Annotated in this window: 13 protein-coding genes and 1 pseudogene; 9 read left to right on the top strand and 5 right to left on the bottom strand. The window is 63.2% G+C overall.

All coding sequences use genetic code 11. The annotated features are described in order from the left end of the window. Window positions 1–6: 6 nt before the first annotated feature. The 5 genes from D4765_RS01260 to cydC are packed head-to-tail and all read left to right on the top strand — an operon-like array spanning window position 7 to window position 9696. Window positions 7–915: a universal stress protein gene (locus tag D4765_RS01260; protein WP_161580307.1), complete on the top strand. Its 909-nt coding sequence runs from the start codon at window positions 7–9 to the stop codon at window positions 913–915. Continuing rightward, window positions 912–3656 (top strand): magnesium-translocating P-type ATPase, encoded by a 2745-nt coding sequence (gene mgtA, locus D4765_RS01255; RefSeq protein ID WP_136640412.1) that lies wholly within the window; start codon window positions 912–914, stop codon window positions 3654–3656. Before D4765_RS01260 ends, mgtA begins: the two co-directional genes overlap by 4 nt. A gap of 4 nt (window positions 3657–3660) precedes the next feature. Beyond that, the gene (locus D4765_RS01250) at window positions 3661–5256 is read left to right on the top strand and encodes a cytochrome ubiquinol oxidase subunit I (protein WP_136640411.1); all 1596 of its coding nucleotides are present in this window, start codon (window positions 3661–3663) and stop codon (window positions 5254–5256) included. A gap of 22 nt (window positions 5257–5278) precedes the next feature. Beyond that, window positions 5279–6307 carry a cytochrome d ubiquinol oxidase subunit II gene (gene cydB, locus D4765_RS01245; protein WP_136640410.1) on the top strand — a complete coding sequence of 343 codons (1029 nt, stop codon included), beginning with the start codon at window positions 5279–5281 and terminating at the stop codon, window positions 6305–6307. Further along, the gene (gene cydC / locus D4765_RS01240; protein ID WP_136640409.1) at window positions 6304–9696 is read left to right on the top strand and encodes a thiol reductant ABC exporter subunit CydC; all 3393 of its coding nucleotides are present in this window, start codon (window positions 6304–6306) and stop codon (window positions 9694–9696) included. The genes cydB and cydC overlap by 4 nt, the downstream gene beginning before the upstream one ends. Here the strand turns inward: cydC and D4765_RS01235 are convergent. Beyond that, on the bottom strand, window positions 9693–10442 hold the full coding sequence (locus D4765_RS01235; RefSeq protein ID WP_136640408.1) for an SDR family NAD(P)-dependent oxidoreductase: 750 nt from the start codon (window positions 10440–10442) through the stop codon (window positions 9693–9695). The genes cydC and D4765_RS01235 overlap by 4 nt on opposite strands. Before the next feature lie 86 nt (window positions 10443–10528). Between D4765_RS01235 and D4765_RS01230 the strand changes: the two genes are divergently transcribed. Continuing rightward, the gene (locus D4765_RS01230; RefSeq protein WP_136640407.1) at window positions 10529–11155 is read left to right on the top strand and encodes a TetR/AcrR family transcriptional regulator; all 627 of its coding nucleotides are present in this window, start codon (window positions 10529–10531) and stop codon (window positions 11153–11155) included. A 309-nt stretch (window positions 11156–11464) separates the two neighbouring features. Here the strand turns inward: D4765_RS01230 and D4765_RS01225 are convergent, their stop codons facing one another. Next, window positions 11465–11722, bottom strand: a complete 258-nt coding sequence (locus tag D4765_RS01225) for a hypothetical protein (protein ID WP_136640406.1) — start codon at window positions 11720–11722, stop codon at window positions 11465–11467. A gap of 65 nt (window positions 11723–11787) precedes the next feature. Next, a complete protein-coding gene (locus D4765_RS01220) occupies window positions 11788–12066 on the bottom strand; it encodes a GlsB/YeaQ/YmgE family stress response membrane protein (protein ID WP_136640405.1) in 279 nt (92 codons plus the stop codon). A gap of 119 nt (window positions 12067–12185) precedes the next feature. Between D4765_RS01220 and D4765_RS01215 the strand changes: the two genes are divergently transcribed. Beyond that, on the top strand, window positions 12186–12857 hold the full coding sequence (locus D4765_RS01215) for a response regulator transcription factor (protein WP_136640404.1): 672 nt from the start codon (window positions 12186–12188) through the stop codon (window positions 12855–12857). A 68-nt stretch (window positions 12858–12925) separates the two neighbouring features. Here the strand turns inward: D4765_RS01215 and D4765_RS01210 are convergent, their stop codons facing one another. Further along, window positions 12926–13477 carry a dihydrofolate reductase family protein gene (locus D4765_RS01210; protein WP_136640403.1) on the bottom strand — a complete coding sequence of 184 codons (552 nt, stop codon included), beginning with the start codon at window positions 13475–13477 and terminating at the stop codon, window positions 12926–12928. A gap of 391 nt (window positions 13478–13868) precedes the next feature. On the opposite strand from D4765_RS01210, the gene D4765_RS01205 reads away from it, so the two are divergent. After that, window positions 13869–14876 (top strand): oxidoreductase, encoded by a 1008-nt coding sequence (locus tag D4765_RS01205; protein WP_136640402.1) that lies wholly within the window; start codon window positions 13869–13871, stop codon window positions 14874–14876. A gap of 113 nt (window positions 14877–14989) precedes the next feature. Here the strand turns inward: D4765_RS01205 and D4765_RS01200 are convergent, their stop codons facing one another. Next, window positions 14990–15421 (bottom strand): Hsp20/alpha crystallin family protein, encoded by a 432-nt coding sequence (locus tag D4765_RS01200; protein WP_136640401.1) that lies wholly within the window; start codon window positions 15419–15421, stop codon window positions 14990–14992. Between the two features lie 205 nt (window positions 15422–15626). Here D4765_RS01200 and D4765_RS01195 point away from each other — a divergent pair. Continuing rightward, window positions 15627–16080 (top strand): annotated as a pseudogene (locus D4765_RS01195) (LysE family translocator). Window positions 16081–16084 lie beyond the last annotated feature (4 nt).

The raw sequence follows: 16084 nt of genomic DNA, 5'->3' as shown, positions 1-16084 counted from the left end.
CAGAGCATGAATCCCTCCGCACAGTCCACCCCGTCGGCGTCGCAGCTCCCTGCGGCAGCCTCTCGGGCCGCCGACCGTAGCGCCGTTCTCTGCATCGGCGAATATGGCGCCGACGATGCCGCTGCCGCGTGGGCCGTCGAATACGCGAGTGCGCACGACCAGACGCTGACGCTGGTGCACGTCATCGACCCGCAGACGAACGACGACGCTCACCCTGCCACCCAAGCCGAAGTCGGTGCCGCCACCGAACTTCTCGAAACGACCGCAGACCATATTCGATTCACGAACCGAGCGCTTGACATCGTCGTGCATGTCTCGAACGGAAACGTGCACGACGAGATTCTGCGCCTCAGCGCGCCCGAAACTTTGCTCGTCTTCGGTGCGCCGGCCGGGCCAGGAGGATCGCGCGCCCGCAATTCGCTGGGCATCACTCTGGCGAGCACCGCGTACGGCCCAGTGGCTGTCATTCCAGCTCCAGACGCTCAAGCCCGGCAGGGTGTCATGGCTGCCGTCGATGGAACTGAGACAGCGATGACCGCAGCACTGTTTGCTGCGTCGGAGGCGGCGCTTCTCGGGCTCGAGCTACGCGTCATCAGCGTCTGGCGTGAACCTCCGATCTGGCAGGAGACATTCATCGACTCGCGCACCCGCAATGAACTGGAACGGGGTAACCGCGCTGTTCTGAACGCTGCCGTCGACCGGCTTCGTCTGGCGTTTCCGTCGCTGGCGGTGACCGGCCTGTTGTGCCACGCAGACACGGTAGAAGCGTTGGTGAGCGAGGCCCAGTCAGCGTCGCTGCTTGTCGTCGGTAGCCGCCAGAACCACGGCCTTCGCCGGCTGCTTCTCGGTTCGACAAGTCACGGCATTCTCACCAGCCTCCCGGCACCGACGATTGTGGTCGGAAATGTCACGTGAGCGAAGTGGCGACGTCGGCGCGATCACGACTCGGCGCTGCGGCAGCGATCGAACCGCATGAGGCCTGCGCCCTTGTCAGCTCCACACGAGATGGGCTCACTGCCGTGGAGGCCGAGGCCAGGCTGCGGTCGGACGGACCAAATGCTTTGCGAAGTCACCGCGCTCACCCATGGAGGGTGCTCGGGCGCCAACTGAAGAGCCCTATCCTCTTGCTGCTCTTCGTCGCAGCGGGGGTATCCGTTTTTGTTGGCGAGGGTACGAATTCCCTCATCATCGGTGTCATTCTGGTGGCCAGCATCGGTTTGGGGTTCGTGAACGAGTTTCGTGCAGAACGTGCTGCGGATGCCCTGCACGATCAGGTGCGGCACACGGCGGTCACCCTCCGCGACGGGCACGCAGTCGAGATCGACGTCACCCGGCTGGTGCCCGGAGACGTCGTAGAACTGTCGATCGGCGCCGTGGTGCCCGCCGACATCCGACTCCTCGATTCGCGCAATCTGTCGTGCGACGAGGGCATTCTGACCGGTGAGTCGCTGCCGGTCGAAAAGGCCCCGGCTCCATGCCCGCCGGGTGTCGGGGTGGGCGAACTCAGTTCGTGCGTGCTGATGGGCACGATCATCCAGTCAGGAACCGCGACGGGTATCGTCATCACCACCGGGCCGGCGACCGAGTTCGGACAGATCGTGGTGGGGCTCGGCACCCAGCAGCCCCAGACCGAGTTTCAGCGCGGGCTCGGCACATTCTCGGTGCTTCTGCTCGAGGTGGCGGTCATCTTGACGACCCTCATCTTCGCAGCGAACTTGCTTCTTCACCGCTCTGTGATCGACTCCCTGCTGTTCTCGCTGGCCATAGCGGTGGGCATCACCCCTCAACTGCTGCCCGCCGTGGTCAGCGCCAGCCTGGCAACAGGTTCTCGGGCTCTGGCTAAACGCAAGGTGCTGGTGAAGCGTCTGGTGTGCATCGAAGACCTCGGCGACATGGACATGCTCGTCACCGACAAGACAGGCACGCTCACCGAAGGGCGGATCAGTTTCACCGCCGCGCTAGCTGTGAACGAGAAGGCGATCTCCATCGAGCGAGTGCTCGAGCTCGGTCTCCTGGCTACCGAGACCGATTTCACCGCCCTGCCCGTCTCTACGATCGGTTTGAATCCGTTGGATGCGGCGCTGTGGAATTCACCACTGTCTGCGGCAGTGCATCCCGAGACCTACCGTCGAATCGACTCGCTGCCCTTCGACCACGAACGACGCATGACCACCGCCCTCGTCGAGTGCCCGGAACCCTGGCAGCGGCTCATCGTCACGAAGGGATCACCCGAAGACGTTCTTCGAATCTGCACTGATGTTCCCGCATCGGCTCAAGCGCTGCTGAGCAGCCAATACTCAGCTGGCGCGCGTGTTGTTGCGGTTGCGGTGAAAGCTGCGGGGGAGGTGCGGCACCTGAGCGCCACCGATGAGATCGGCCTTACCCTGGCCGGGTTTCTGGTCTTTCTCGACAAGCCCAAACCTGATGCTCGCGACTCGCTCGAGAGGCTTCGACAGCTGGGCGTGAGCGTGAAAATTGCTACCGGAGACAACGCTCTCGTAGCAGAGAAGGTGCTCGAAGACATCGGACTCAGCTCAGGGGGCACTCTCACGGGCAGCGATATCGACGCGATGACCGACGCCGACCTGAAGATCGCGGCGGCGGCTGCGACAATATTCGCGCGGGTGTCACCAGAACAGAAAGCCCGTGTGATCACAGCGTTGCGGCACACTGGGCGGGCAGTCGCGTTTCTCGGAGACGGAGTGAACGACGCGCTGGCCCTGCACCAGGCCGACATCGGTATCTCGGTTGAGACCGCGGCAGACGTCGCCAAAGACGCCGCCGACGTGCTCCTTCTCGACAAAGACCTCGGCGTTCTCGCCGATGGTGTCATCGAGGGGCGCCGAATCTTTGCCAACACCATCAAATATGTGCTGATGGGCAGCTCGAGCAATTTCGGCAACATGTTCAGCGCCTCAGTCGCCTCAGTCGTACTCCCGTTTCTGCCCATGCTTCCGGGGCAGATCCTGCTGAACAATCTGCTCTACGATTCGGGCCAGCTCGCTATCCCCACCGACACGGTGGATGCAGAACAACTACAGGCTCCCGCTCACTGGAACATCGGCTACATCAGACGCTTCATGTTGCTGTTCGGGCCCATCAGTTCCTTGTTCGACTTCGCGACGTTCGCGCTGATGATCTTCGTCTTCCACGCTCAGCAGAGCGAATTCCAGGCCGGCTGGTTCATCGAGTCGATCGCCACACAGACCCTGATCATCTTCGCGATCAGAACCCGACGAGTGCCCTTCTTCCGAAGCCGGCCATCCGTCGCCCTGACCCTCGCGTCGCTCGGCGTGGTGGTCGTCGGCGTCTGGCTTCCGTATTCGCCCGTATCGGGTCTGCTCGGCTTTCTGCCACTGCCCGTTCCATTCTTTCTCGCCCTGGTGGGGATGGTGCTGGCCTATCTGGTGCTGGTCGAGGGCGCGAAGCACTGGTTCTTCTCCCGCCCAGCCCAGGCGCTCACCGCTGCCCCGAACCGGCGTGTTCGCGGCTACCGGCACCGCATCGATCGCAGGTCTGCTCGTTTCACCCCGAAGAGCACTGCTGGGACCTTCGGCCCTAGTGGCGCCAGCACTGCTGCGAGACAGTGGGGGCACGGTACCAACACCAGTTCGCAGGCGGGCACACCGCAGCGCACCTCGACAGAGAGAGTCTGACCTCATGGACGCCCTTGACATCGCTCGCTGGCAATTCGGCATCACAACCGTCTACCACTTCTTGCTCGTGCCACTGACGCTGGGCCTCGGCCCGACGCTCGTCATCATGCAGACCATGTGGGTGCGCACCGGCAACGAGCGGTACCTCCGCATGGTGAAGTTCTGGGGCAAGCTCTACCTGATCAACTTCATTCTCGGCGTCGCTACGGGGCTCGTTCAGGAGTTTCAGTTCGGCATGGCGTGGAGCGAATACTCCCGATTCGTCGGCGACGTGTTCGGCGCGCCGCTCGCCATGGAGGGACTTCTGGCGTTCTTCTTCGAGTCGACCTTCCTCGGCCTGTGGATCTTCGGCTGGAACCGGCTGCCCAAGCGCATCCATCTCGCCTGCCTCTGGATCGCGGTAGCCGGCTCCTGGGTCTCAGCGTTCTTCATCATCGTCGCCAACTCGTGGATGCAGCATCCTGTCGGCGTAGCGCTGCAGAACGGCCGCCCGGTCATGAACGATATCTGGGCTGTGCTCACCAACAACACGGCCCTGCTGGCATATTCGCACACGATCTTCGGCTCACTCGCCGTCGCCGGCGGCTTTCTCCTCGGCATCGCCTGGTACCACCTCTGGCAGAGACGCAGAGACGGTATCGACACTGTCGACGCCGACAAACGCGTCATCGTCGGTGAGGCGCGCGAGATCGTCGGACGAGACAAGGCCGACCACAGGGTCTGGATCACGTCGTTGCGAATCGGAGCGGTCGTGGCCATCGTCGGGTTCGCGGCCGTTGCTGTCACGGGTGACATGCAGGCGAAACTCATGTTCGAGCAGCAGCCGATGAAGATGGCGGCGGCCGAAGCAGCGTGTCAAACCGGAACCAGCTTCAGCGTCTTGACGATCGGAGACGTTGGGGCGACTCAGAACTGCGACAACGTGGTCGGTGTGATCGAGATTCCCGGGCTGCTCTCATTTCTGGCCACGGGAACGTTCGACACCCAGGTGAAGGGCGTCAATGATCTGCTGCCCGAGTATCAGGCGAAATACGGCACAACCATTCCCGACAGTCCTGTCTATGGCGCACAGGCGGGGCAGAGCATTCAGTACGTACCCGTCATGCAAGTGACGTACTGGGGATTCAGGCTGATGATCGGCTTCGGAATCCTTGCCGCATTCGCAGCTCTGGTCGCGCTGTGGCTGACCCGAAAGGGCACCGTGCCCGAATCGAAGTGGCTGATGCGGCTCGCTGTGTTCGGTATCCTCGCGCCGTTCGCCGCGAACGCCGCCGGCTGGGTCTTCACAGAAATGGGCCGGCAGCCGTTCGTCGTCGCACCAAACCCCACCGGCATCGACGGTGTCTTCATGTTCACCCAGGCGGCCGTCTCTCCCGGAGTCTCACTGGGGGAGCTGCTGTTCTCTGTGATCACTCTGACCGTGGTGTACGCCGCACTGCTCGTGGTCGAAGTGCGTCTGCTCTTCAAATATGCCCGCGCTGGTGTCGCCGCAGCTGCCCCCGAGCTCTTCGAACACGATCACGACGGCGACCCGGGTGCGGGCCCAGGCCATGACGCCGACGGTGACCGCTCCGGCGACGTACTCGCATTCGCCTACTAGACAGAAAAGACGAGACACCGCTATGGATGCCCTACCCACCATCTGGTTCATCGCGATCGCCGCGCTCTGGATCGGCTACCTGCTGCTCGAAGGATTCGACCTCGGAGTCGGCATGCACATGCTGTTCACCGCTCGAACCGACACCGAGCGCCGCGTCATGCTGAACTCAATCGGCCCCGTATGGGACGGCAACGAGGTCTGGTTGATCACGGCTGGCGCTGCGACGTTCGCCGCGTTCCCGCTCTGGTACGCCTCACTGTTTTCCTCGCTGTACCTTCCGTTGACCATCGTGCTCGTCGGGTTGATCTTTCGCGCGGTCGCCATCGAATACCGCGGCAAAGGCACCAGCGTTCGGTGGACAGGGGCCTGGGATCGCTCGATCGGCGTCGGATCGCTCATCGTGGCGTTCGGCATCGGTGCCGCCCTCGCCCTCACCACAACGGGTCTGCCCATCAATGCGAACGGTGACCGCGTCGGCGGCGCATTCGCCTGGTTCACTGGCTACGCGGTACTCGGTGGCTTCGCCGTGGTGGGGTTCTGTCTCGTGCACGGTGCCGTGTTCCTGGCTCTGAAAACCGATGGCACGGTCAGGCAGAAGGCCAACCGTTTCGTCACGCGGTGGGCTCCGATCGCGTTGCTCCCCATTGTCGGATGGGTTCTCGCGGTGCAGTTCACCAGCGGAAGGCTCTCTTGTCTGCTTCTCATCGCGGGTGCCGTCGTTGCCGTGAGCTGGGCGTGGATCAGTGCTCGCCGCGGAAGCGAAGGCAAGGCGTTCCTCGGCCTGTCGATCTTTCTGGTGCTCGGCGCGGCATCGATCTTCGCGAACGTCTTTCCCGTTCTCCTGCCGTCGACCATCGACTCCGCATTCTCACTGACGACGAGCAACGCGGCCAGCGGAAGCTACACGCTGTCGGTGATGACGGTGGTCACCGCAATCGGGCTGCCTCTGGTGCTCGTCTACCAGGGCTGGACATATTGGGTCTTTCGTAAGCGCATCAGCGACACGAACATTCCCGCAGCGCACACCGTGGTGGATGCCGTGCGCACATGACGGTGGCAGAGACCAAGCCCAACGCCGAGGCGCACATCGTGTACCTGCTCGGCCTGATCAGTGCGGTCAGGGCACTCTCGCTCGTCATGATTGCCGGTGCTCTGGCCGCGGGCCTGGGCGGCCTCGCGACGGGCGCGGCCGACCTGCCGTCTGCGGCCCTCTGGGGCGCTGGCGGTGCGGTGCTGCGTGCTGTGTCCAGCTGGGCCAGCACCATCGCCGCATCCCGCGCCGCAGTCGGCGAAAAGGAGCGACTGCGACAGGGCATCGCCCGCACCGCCCTCGATGATCCGAGTATCAGCGTGGGCTCAGCCGCAGTTCTGGCCACCCGCGGGCTCGACCACGTCGACGCTTACTATTCGACCGTGCTGCCGGCGGTCACGAACGCCGCCGTCATTCCTCTGCTGATCGGCGCACGCATCCTGTTCGCCGACTGGCTCAGCGCACTGATCGTGGTGGTCACGCTTCCACTCGTCCCCATTTTCATGGCGCTGATCGGGATGCATACCCGCGACAGGGTCGACGCCGCATCTCGCGCTCTGGGCCGGCTCTCTGATCATCTCGTCGAGCTCGCACGCGGGCTGCCTGTTCTCGTGGGCCTCGGCCGCGCCGATGAACAGCGCGACGCCTTGCACGCCGTGTCCGACTCGTATCGCGTCGCCACTGTTCGCACGCTGCGCACGGCATTCATATCGTCGCTGGCACTGGAACTCATCTCGACGATCTCGGTGGCTCTGGTCGCCGTCACTATCGGATTCAGGCTGATGGGCGGCACTCTCACCCTCGAAATCGGCCTGCTCGTGCTCATACTGGCTCCCGAGTGCTTTGCTCCGTTTCGTGAAATGGGCGCGGCCTTCCATGCCGCACAAGAGGGCCGTTCCTCCCTTCGATCGGCCCGAGACCTCATCGCCCGACGCCCCCGGCTGAGCATCAGTCGACCCGGACCCGATCTGCGACTCGAAGAAGTGAGCGTGCATTTCGCGGGGCGCGACTACGCGACCCTCGACCGACTGACCCTCGCAATCGCGAAGAACACGACAACTCTTCTCACCGGCCGAAGCGGCAGCGGCAAATCGACTGTTCTCGCGGTGCTGGCCGGCCAGCTGGGCGCGGGAGCACCTGAGTACGAGCTCACCGGATGCGTCATGGGCGTCGACGCCGACCGCATTGCGTGGATGTCGCAGCATCCGCACACCGTTCTGCCGACGGTACGTCACGAGCTCGAACTCTATGGCGGTACCGCCGCAATCGAGCGACCCGAGCGCGTCGCCGAGGTGCTGGAATCTCTCGACCTCACAGGGTTCTCCGATGTCGACCCCGCCCAGTTGAGCCCGGGGGAGCTCCGCCGGGTTGCCTTCGCCCGTGTTCTGCTGCGGGTCGATGACGGTGCCGACCTCGTACTGCTCGACGAACCCACTGCCCATCTCGATGAAACGAATGCCGAGCGAATCGAGCGGCTCATCGCCGGTCTCAGCGGTCGGGTGACCATTGTGATGGCCAGTCATGAGGCTGGCGTCGCGCGCATCGCCGACACGGTCATCCATCTGGGCTCACCGAGCGGGTTGCGTGATACACCGCACAGCGGCGGCACAGACGGTGCGGGCGAGAACGGTCACCACGATTCAGCCGTGAGCAGCCCGGGGCAGCTCGCCCTCTCAGATCAGCACGCGGTAGCCATGCAGGCCGACCAGCCGTCGCGCCGCCCGCTCGTGACGGCAACTCTCGGGGAACTCTGGAGGTTCTTGCGCCCCGCACGTGGCCACTACGTCGCCTCCATTCTTCTCGGCACCCTCTCGACCCTCTTCGCCGTCTCGCTCACCGCTGTGTCGGGCTGGCTGATCGTGCGAGCCAGCCAGGAACCCGAAGTGATGTACCTGCTCGTCGCCATCATCGGCGTACGGTTTTTCGGTATCGGTCGCTCGGCTCTGCGCTACTGCGAGAGGCTTGTCGGTCACGACGCGATTTTTCGGTCTGCCACCGACCTGCGCGTGCGCCTCTGGAGTGCACTGGCCGAAAACGGCGCGCGTTCCCGCAGCCTGTTTCGGGGCAGCACGGCTCTTGACCTCCTGGTCAGTGCTACCGACGACATCCGCGACCTCAGCTACAGAGCAGTGATGCCTCTGGCAGTCGGCACGATGACCGCCGTCGCCGTTCTCGTCGCCGTCGGTCTGCTTCGGTGGCAGTTTTTGCCCGTCATTATGGCGCTGTTCGTTGTGTGCCTCGTACTGATTCCCTGCGCCGTCCTCGTCGCCGATCGAAACGTGACCGAGCGTCAGCGGCACCGACAGCGCGACATGCTGCGCCGCTTCACGTCGATGCTCGGCGCCGCAACCGACCTGACAACGAACTCGGTCGACACGACCGTACGAGCCGACCTGGAGCGGCTCGATGCCGAGGTGACAAAGGATGCCCGGCGAATCGCCTGGGTATCGGGATTCGGTCACGCTCTGACAGTTCTCGCGTGCAGCGCCACCTCGATCGTGATGCTGGCGGCGGTCTGGCAGAGCGTGACGGCACGCACCCTGCCACTCGAAGTCGCCGCCGTTCTGGTACTGCTCCCACTCGCACTTGTCGAGCCATTGGCGGCTGTCGTCGACGCGGTACTCCAGTGGCCATCGCTCGCGTCTGCACTTGCCAGAACCTCCGATTTCTGTAGCGGCGGAGAACCGCGTGTGGTCGAGAACCCGCATCCGCTCGGCCGGGTGCAGCGGCTCGAAGTTCGTGAGCTCGCCGCCAGCTGGCCCGGGCATCCGCAACCCGTCTTCGAGAGTGTCTCGTTCACGGCGCGCACGGGGGAGTGGGTGGTCGTTGAAGGGTGCTCGGGTTCAGGGAAGTCAACGCTGTTGAGCATTCTGCTCGGCGATCTTCTGCCACACGCAGGCAGCTACCTGATCGGGGGAGCCGACGTTTCGACGGTCGAAAGCGACGACCTGCACCGCCACATCACCTGGTGCCCTCAGCAGGGTCATCTGTTCGACTCGACCCTGCGGGCCAACCTGCTGCTGGCGCGGGAGCGCAGCGACGCACCGAGCGATGCCGAGATGCTGACCGTTCTGCGGCGAATCGGGCTCGATTCGCTGGTCGCCGAGCTGTCGAACGGTCTCGACACGCGACTGGGCCCCGAAGGCAGCTACCTCTCAGGGGGCCAGCGTCAGCGCGTGGCGGTGGCGCGGGCCGTGCTCGCCCGCTCCGACGTTGTGCTGCTGGACGAGCCCACCGCCCATCTCGGTTCTGACGACGCGCTGACACTGATGGGCGACTTACGGCAGGCTCTCGCCGACAAGATCGTCGTTCTGATCACCCACCACAGCGCCGAGGCCCTGCCCGGCGATGTGCGGGTGCGACTGGGGGCTCCGGCGCGAGCGTTGGAATCCTCGGCAAGAGGGCGCTAAACCGCCAGGCGCCCGCCGTCGACGGGCAGAACGGCGCCGTGGATGTGACGAGCCGAATCTGACACCAGAAAGACGATCGCATCGGCTATGTCGGTGGCCGCGCCGGGATGTCCTGCCGGAGTCGTGGCGGCGAGCTGATCGAGGCCCTCACCCATGCCGGCGGTTCCCTCGGTGCGGGTCGGCCCGGGGCTCACCGCATTGACTCGCACGCCGTGCCCTCCGAATTCTGCGGCCCACGCCTTGGTGAGCAGTTGCAGCGCGGCCTTGCTTGAGCCGTACAGGGCCATGCCGGGCATCCCGAAGTTCGCGACCATTGTCGAGATGTTCACGATGGCGCCTGAGCCCTGCGCTATCATCGCTGGAGCGAGGCCGGCAACGAGCAGGAACGGTGCTTTCACGTTGATCGCAGCGACACTGTCGATTTGCTCATCGGTGACGTCGACTGTCGGCCCGAATGGAAAGACGCCTGCATTATTGACCAGGATGTCGACGTGACCGCCGCCGAGTTCGAGCGCCCATGCGATGAGCTGACGCACGCTCGAGGCGTCTGAAAGTTCGACGGCGACGAAATCCGCGGTGCCGCCGGCCTGGCGGATGGCGGCCACAGCCGCCTGCCCACGGGTGATATCGCGCCCGCTGATGATGAGCCGGGCGCCTGCAGCGGCAAGCTTGTCTGCGGTGGCGCGGCCGATGCCGCTGGTCGATCCGGTGACGAGGGCGGTCTTGCCCGTGAAGTCGTATGTCATGAAACTCTTCTCTCAGTGGATGGTGATATCGCAAGAGTGGACGAGACAAAATGGAGTGGCAACTACAAAACGGATATAGTCATCACATGGCCGTATCGAATCTCGAGTACCCTGCAGTTCGCACCTTCACAGCGAAAGGCCTCGCAACGCGTGAACGAATCGTCGTCGCCGCAAGTTCATTGATGCTCGAGCACGGTGTCGACGCGGCGAAGCTCGAAGACATTCAGGCCGAAGCGCGCGTGAGCGCCTCGCAGCTGTACCACTATTTCGAAGACAAAAGCGCCCTCATCCTCGCGGTGATCGACCACCAGACCGACGCGGTTCTCGGCATGCACCGGCAGATTCTCGTGCGGCTCGACAGCTTTACTGCCCTGCAGGAGTGGCGAGACCTGATCGTCGCGTCAATCGAGTCGAACCAGTGCGTGGGCGGGTGCCCGCTCGGATCATTGGCGAGCGGACTCGCCGAGTCTGACCCGCTTGCACGGGCGGCCCTCGCGAAATCGTTCGCCGAGTGGCAACGGATGCTTCGCGTGGGCCTTGAGACGATGCGCGATCACGGCGAGTTGCGGGCCGACATCGATGCCGAATCTCTCTCACTGAGTATTCTCGCCAGCGTGCAGGGCGGACTGCTGCTGAGCCAGACCCGCCGCGACTCAGACGCGGTTCGCGCTTCTGTCGACATGGCAATCGCCTACCTGAAGACGCTCAGGTGACATCGCGCTGTGATCGCTTTTCTTCTTCGTCATGAAATGGGTTTGGCAGCGCGCTCGGGTCGCTGATAATGCACATTATGTCAAGTAAAGTGTTGGGCCAGCCCCCCAACCGCTGCTCGGCGGAGGAAAAAACGCAATCGGCGGCCCTGGTTCACACCGCGGCGAATACAGCAGAGGTATGAACGAGGGCCGCCGATTGGGTGCTTCCGGAGCGATTCTGGCGAGGCGAGCGCAGCCTACCGTCCGCGGTAAGGCGCAGTCGCGATCCGTTACCGCGTGAGAACGACCTGAGCGGCAAGCTGGCGTCCGTCAGTGTTTGGGCAGCCTCGCCAGTGCGGTGTCAGCCGAACCCTCGCTGACACCGAGGTCATCAATGAGCAGAGCACGGGCGGGAGCGTGGTCGCCGCTCTTGAGGGCCTGGTAAGCCGAGTCGGCCTTCTCCCCCAGCGCCTCGGTGGGTTCTTTTGTCACGCCGAGCTGGTCGGCGAGTTCTTGGGCTGTGTCGACACCGTAGACCGTCGTGATCGCTCGTGGCAGACGGTAGCTGCTGAGGTATCCGAGGTTCATGTTTGTACCTTTCCCTTGCAGTCGGGTGCAGGCGTATTGCCTGCGGGTTTCAGCGAACGGGTCGCTCAGCGGTTCACGGCGCGGCGGCCGCCGACGCGCGTGTAGATGAAAAGCACGATGATCGCGCCGATGACGGAGCCGATGATGCCGGCGGGCTGAAAGAAGCCGTCCATCGGGTCGTGCTGGAAGATCAGAAAGCCGAGGAAGCCGCCGACGAAAGAGCCGATGATGCCGAGCACGATCGTCATCAGAACAGACATGTGCTGACGGCCGGGGATGATGAGTCTGGCGAGGGCGCCGGCAATGAGGCCGATGACGATGAGGCTGATGATGAGACCAAGCATGATGTTTGTCCTTCTGGTTGTAGGTGGGTGGTACGTGTAAGAGCAAATCAGCCTAGAAGGCGTACCGGACCACCCCAAGGGGTGGTCTTTGACGAACCCGTGTGATGTACCTTCGAATCATGAGTGGATCGACACACCCGGCCCCCCTGCGCATCGCGCTCGTGGACGACTACGACGTTGTTCTGTCGGGCCTGGCGCACATGTTCGACCAGTATCGCGACCGTGTCGTGGTCTGCGAGATCGATGCGAATGCCCCGCTTGACGACGTGGTCGACATCGTTCTGTATGACTCGTTCGCCCAACCCGAGTCAGACCAGCAAGAACTTGGTGCGCTGGTTCGAAATCCGCGGGCAAGTCGGGTCGTTGTCTACACCTGGAACTTTCAGCCCGCACTTCTGAGTAGCGCCCGGCAGCAAGGCATCCACGGTTACCTTTCGAAAACCCTTCCGGCCAGGGATTTGGTTGCGGCCCTCGAGTCGGTTCACGCAGGCGAGATCGTCATCAGTACGCCGCCGCCGCGAAGCGGAAGCGCCATGGGCCTTGACTGGCCCGGCCGGAGGGAGGGTTTCACCGACCGCGAATCCGAGATCCTGGCGCTCATCACGCAGGGCAAGAACAATGCCGACGTTGCGTCGCTCACGTACCTCAGCCCAAACACCGTGAAGTCATACATCCGGAGCATCTATCGCAAGATACGCGTGACGAGTCGCACCCAGGCCGTGCTGTGGGGTGTCGCTCACGGATTCACGCCCGATCATCACCGCATCGACCACTGGCTCGGTGGGCCCTGAAGCCCGGTACACGCGCCCCGAAACATCACTTTTGTGCACCACTGACGAGCAGCGCTGCTGCATGTGAGCTAGTGCTTGCGCAGACCGTAGGTCGTGAGCACATTTCCTTTGCTGGTGGTGCTTGAGCGGAGTAATACGAGTGGCGTGATCGGGTCGTTGGTGGTGAAGAGATGCCGCCCAGCTCCGGCAATCACCGGATGGGTTATGAGCGTGAGTTCGTCGAGCAGACCCGCGAAGAGCAGGTGCCGTACGAGGGAGATGCCGCCCATGAGGCTGATCTCGCCACCGTCGATGTTCTTCAGATGGCGGATGAACGTGTCTAGATCGCCTTCGATCAATTCAGAATTCTGCCACTCGAGAGTGCCCGAAAGCGTGTTCGACGCCACGAACTTCTGTACCGGGTTGATGAAGACGCCGAATGGATCATCCGGCCCGGCGTTCGGCCAATACCCCGACCACTGCTGGTATCCGATCCTGCCGAGGATGACCGAATCGACTCTCGCCAGCAGCGAGCCCATCTCGTCGCCGAGCTCCGCGTCGAAGCTGTCGCCCTGCCACAGGTTTGGCGCTTCTACGACCCCGTCGATCGAATGAAACAATCCCGCACTGAGTTTTCTCATCGGTTACCTCCAGTACGAAACAGGCTACTCGGCCAGGCGCTGTCGCACGATATCCCGGGTCGCGAGGGTGACCACCGCATCCGTCGGCGCTCATGCACTTACTCAGCGGGTGCTCGGGAGCATCCTGCAGCCTGAGGCGCGCCTGGATCTGGTGAATGGTGGTCGCAGCTGACGACTGCGGGTGGGCCGTTGTGATGGGTTTTGGTCAGGTCAAGCCCTGCCCGTTCCGTCCAGATGTGAGAAGAATGGTGGATGTTCCGTTGGCTCGCGGCGGTGTTCTCTGAGACGGGTGTGTACGATGGTATCCAAAGTCAGATCGACCGTCCGGCTCGGCCTGTCAAGGCCCCTACTACCCGACTGCTAATTCGCTGCCGCTGCGTAGATTGGCAACATGACATCTCGGTGGACTACGTCGAACATTCCTGACCAGACCGGAAAGACCATCATTGTCACCGGAGCCAACAGCGGCCTGGGCGAGGCAACCACTAACGCCCTGGCCACACACGGTGCGCGGGTCATTTTGGCGTGCCGCGACACAGACAAAGGTGCCGCCGCGGCCAAGAAAATGAACGGTGACGTGACAGTGCGAGAACTTGACGTCGCTGACCTCGATTCCGTCCGCAGCTTCGCAGACCAGACCGGCCAGGTGGATGTGCTGATCAACAACGCCGGGGTGATGGCCACTCCCGAACAACGCACCTCGGACGGATTCGAGCTTCAACTCGGAACGAACTATCTGGGTCACTTCGCTCTCACCGGCCTGCTGCTACCGCACATAACCGAACGCGTCGTGATGGTGTCGAGCCTCGCGCACATCATCGGGCGGATCGACTATGACGATCCCAACTGGCGTACCCGCAGCTACCGGCGTTGGCCAGCATACGGGCAGTCCAAACTCGCCGATCTGATGTTCTCGTACGAACTGCACCGACGCCTGCAGGCCTCGGGATCCACGCTGCGATCGATCGCGGTGCATCCGGGCCTGGCCCGCACCGCACTGCACACCCACACCGATTCGGTGCAGAGCGGGCTGATCGCCGCTCTCACCAGCGTCGGCCAGAACAGCGCACGAGGAGCGCTCCCTTCGTTGTTCGCCGCAACCGCCCCGGATGCCGCAAGCGGCCACTACTACGGCCCGAGTGGACCCGGAGAGATTCGCGGCTACCCTCGCCCCGCGTTCTCGACACCGGCGTCTCGCAATGTTCAGGCCGCCGCCGCACTCTGGGATCTTTCTGAAACCCTGACGGACGTGCACTTCTTGACGCCGATTCCAGCTGGCACCGAATCAGTCCCTGTCGGTGGCGCGGCAACGGGCAGAGAAAAAGCTTCGTGGCTGACGGCGGGCGCTGTATTGGGGGCTGCTGTTCTCACAGTGGCTTTGCGGCGTTCCCGACGCTGATCGCAGGTCGTGAGCACCAAAGGAGGGGGTGCGTGCACGGCCCGCACCCCCTCCTTTCTGTATTCATATGGCTCGCGGAGGCGATCTCCTGGTCATGCACCGGCATCCGGTTCTCAGACGCTGACGGTTTTCCGATCCCCACTCTGCTCAGCCGAGCTGACCTGGATCTTTCGCGGCTTCGCTTTCTCGCTGACGGGCATCACGACGGAGAGCACGCCATTGTCGTAGCTTGCCGAGATGTGCTCGGAGTCGACACCCTCGCCGAGGCTGAACTGTCGGAGGTAGGTACCGTGCGGTCGCTCTTCGGCCAACCACTTCACGCCGTCCTGGCTCTCCCCGCTGCGTTGAGCTCGGATCGTGAGCAGCTGGCCATCAACGTCGACGTCGACTGATCCCGGGTCGACCCCTGGGAGGTCAGCGTTCAGTACGTACCGGTCGCCGTCACGATAAAGGTCCACAGGCATGAACCGGGGACCGGGGCGGAACTGGAGCAGGTTGCCGGTGAGGCGGTCCAATTCGCTGAAAGGATCAAAAGACATTGCCATAATGAGGATTCCCCTTCCTTGTAGTTGAGTCCCTATGACTCAACTTCCGAAAGATATTAACTCCACAAAGCGGGTGCACGCAACATACAGTCAAAATTTTTTGGGCCTTTTATGTCGCACCGGGAAAGCTGCCCCTCGCGTACCGTCCGGAGTGAACCGAGCCGGTCTACGTGTTTCGGCGGCAAAGCAATGGAAGTCGCCTTCGATGCCCGCACTCATTGTCATCCCTGGTCCGAGTGTGCTCTTCGTCATCGGACGATCGCTCTCGCTTGGTCGGAGGGGTGGATTCCTCAGCGTGCTCGGCAACGCCATCGGCATGCTGCCCGCCGTCGCACTGGTGTCGGCCGGAGTTGGTTCGACTACTCCGCGAAGGCTTCACCGTGGGTGCCACGAATCCCAAGTCGATCGTTTTCTTCGTCGCGGTCCTCCCCCAGTTCGTTGCCTACGACATAGGCTCCGTGCCTTTGCAGATGGCGCTCCTCGGACTGGTCTTCTTCGTTATCGCCCTCGCGAGCGACAGCGCATGGGCCTTCACCGCAGGCACCGCCCGCAACTGGTTTGCACGCAACCCCCATCGTCTCGCTCGAATGAGCGCCGGCGGGGGCGCCATGATGATCGGCCTCGGCGGAACGCTTGTACTTACGGGAAACAAATCCTGATGCG

The organism is Subtercola vilae, assembly GCF_004923255.1.
Lineage (GTDB): Bacteria > Actinomycetota > Actinomycetes > Actinomycetales > Microbacteriaceae > Subtercola > Subtercola vilae.
Note: the sequence above shows the minus strand (reverse complement) of the source record. Positions and strands in the feature narration are given on the sequence as shown.

Coding starts and splice junctions, on each gene's coding strand:
- D4765_RS01260 (WP_161580307.1), top strand. CDS start 7: ATGAATCCCTCCGCACAGTCCACCCCGTCGGCGTCGCAGCTCCCTGCG.
- D4765_RS01250 (WP_136640411.1), top strand. CDS start 3,661: ATGGACGCCCTTGACATCGCTCGCTGGCAATTCGGCATCACAACCGTC.
- cydB (WP_136640410.1), top strand. CDS start 5,279: ATGGATGCCCTACCCACCATCTGGTTCATCGCGATCGCCGCGCTCTGG.
- cydC (WP_136640409.1), top strand. CDS start 6,304: ATGACGGTGGCAGAGACCAAGCCCAACGCCGAGGCGCACATCGTGTAC.
- D4765_RS01235 (WP_136640408.1), bottom strand. CDS start 10,442: ATGACATACGACTTCACGGGCAAGACCGCCCTCGTCACCGGATCGACC.
- D4765_RS01230 (WP_136640407.1), top strand. CDS start 10,529: ATGGCCGTATCGAATCTCGAGTACCCTGCAGTTCGCACCTTCACAGCG.
- D4765_RS01225 (WP_136640406.1), bottom strand. CDS start 11,722: ATGAACCTCGGATACCTCAGCAGCTACCGTCTGCCACGAGCGATCACG.
- D4765_RS01220 (WP_136640405.1), bottom strand. CDS start 12,066: ATGCTTGGTCTCATCATCAGCCTCATCGTCATCGGCCTCATTGCCGGC.
- D4765_RS01215 (WP_136640404.1), top strand. CDS start 12,186: ATGAGTGGATCGACACACCCGGCCCCCCTGCGCATCGCGCTCGTGGAC.
- D4765_RS01210 (WP_136640403.1), bottom strand. CDS start 13,477: ATGAGAAAACTCAGTGCGGGATTGTTTCATTCGATCGACGGGGTCGTA.
- D4765_RS01205 (WP_136640402.1), top strand. CDS start 13,869: ATGACATCTCGGTGGACTACGTCGAACATTCCTGACCAGACCGGAAAG.
- D4765_RS01200 (WP_136640401.1), bottom strand. CDS start 15,421: ATGGCAATGTCTTTTGATCCTTTCAGCGAATTGGACCGCCTCACCGGC.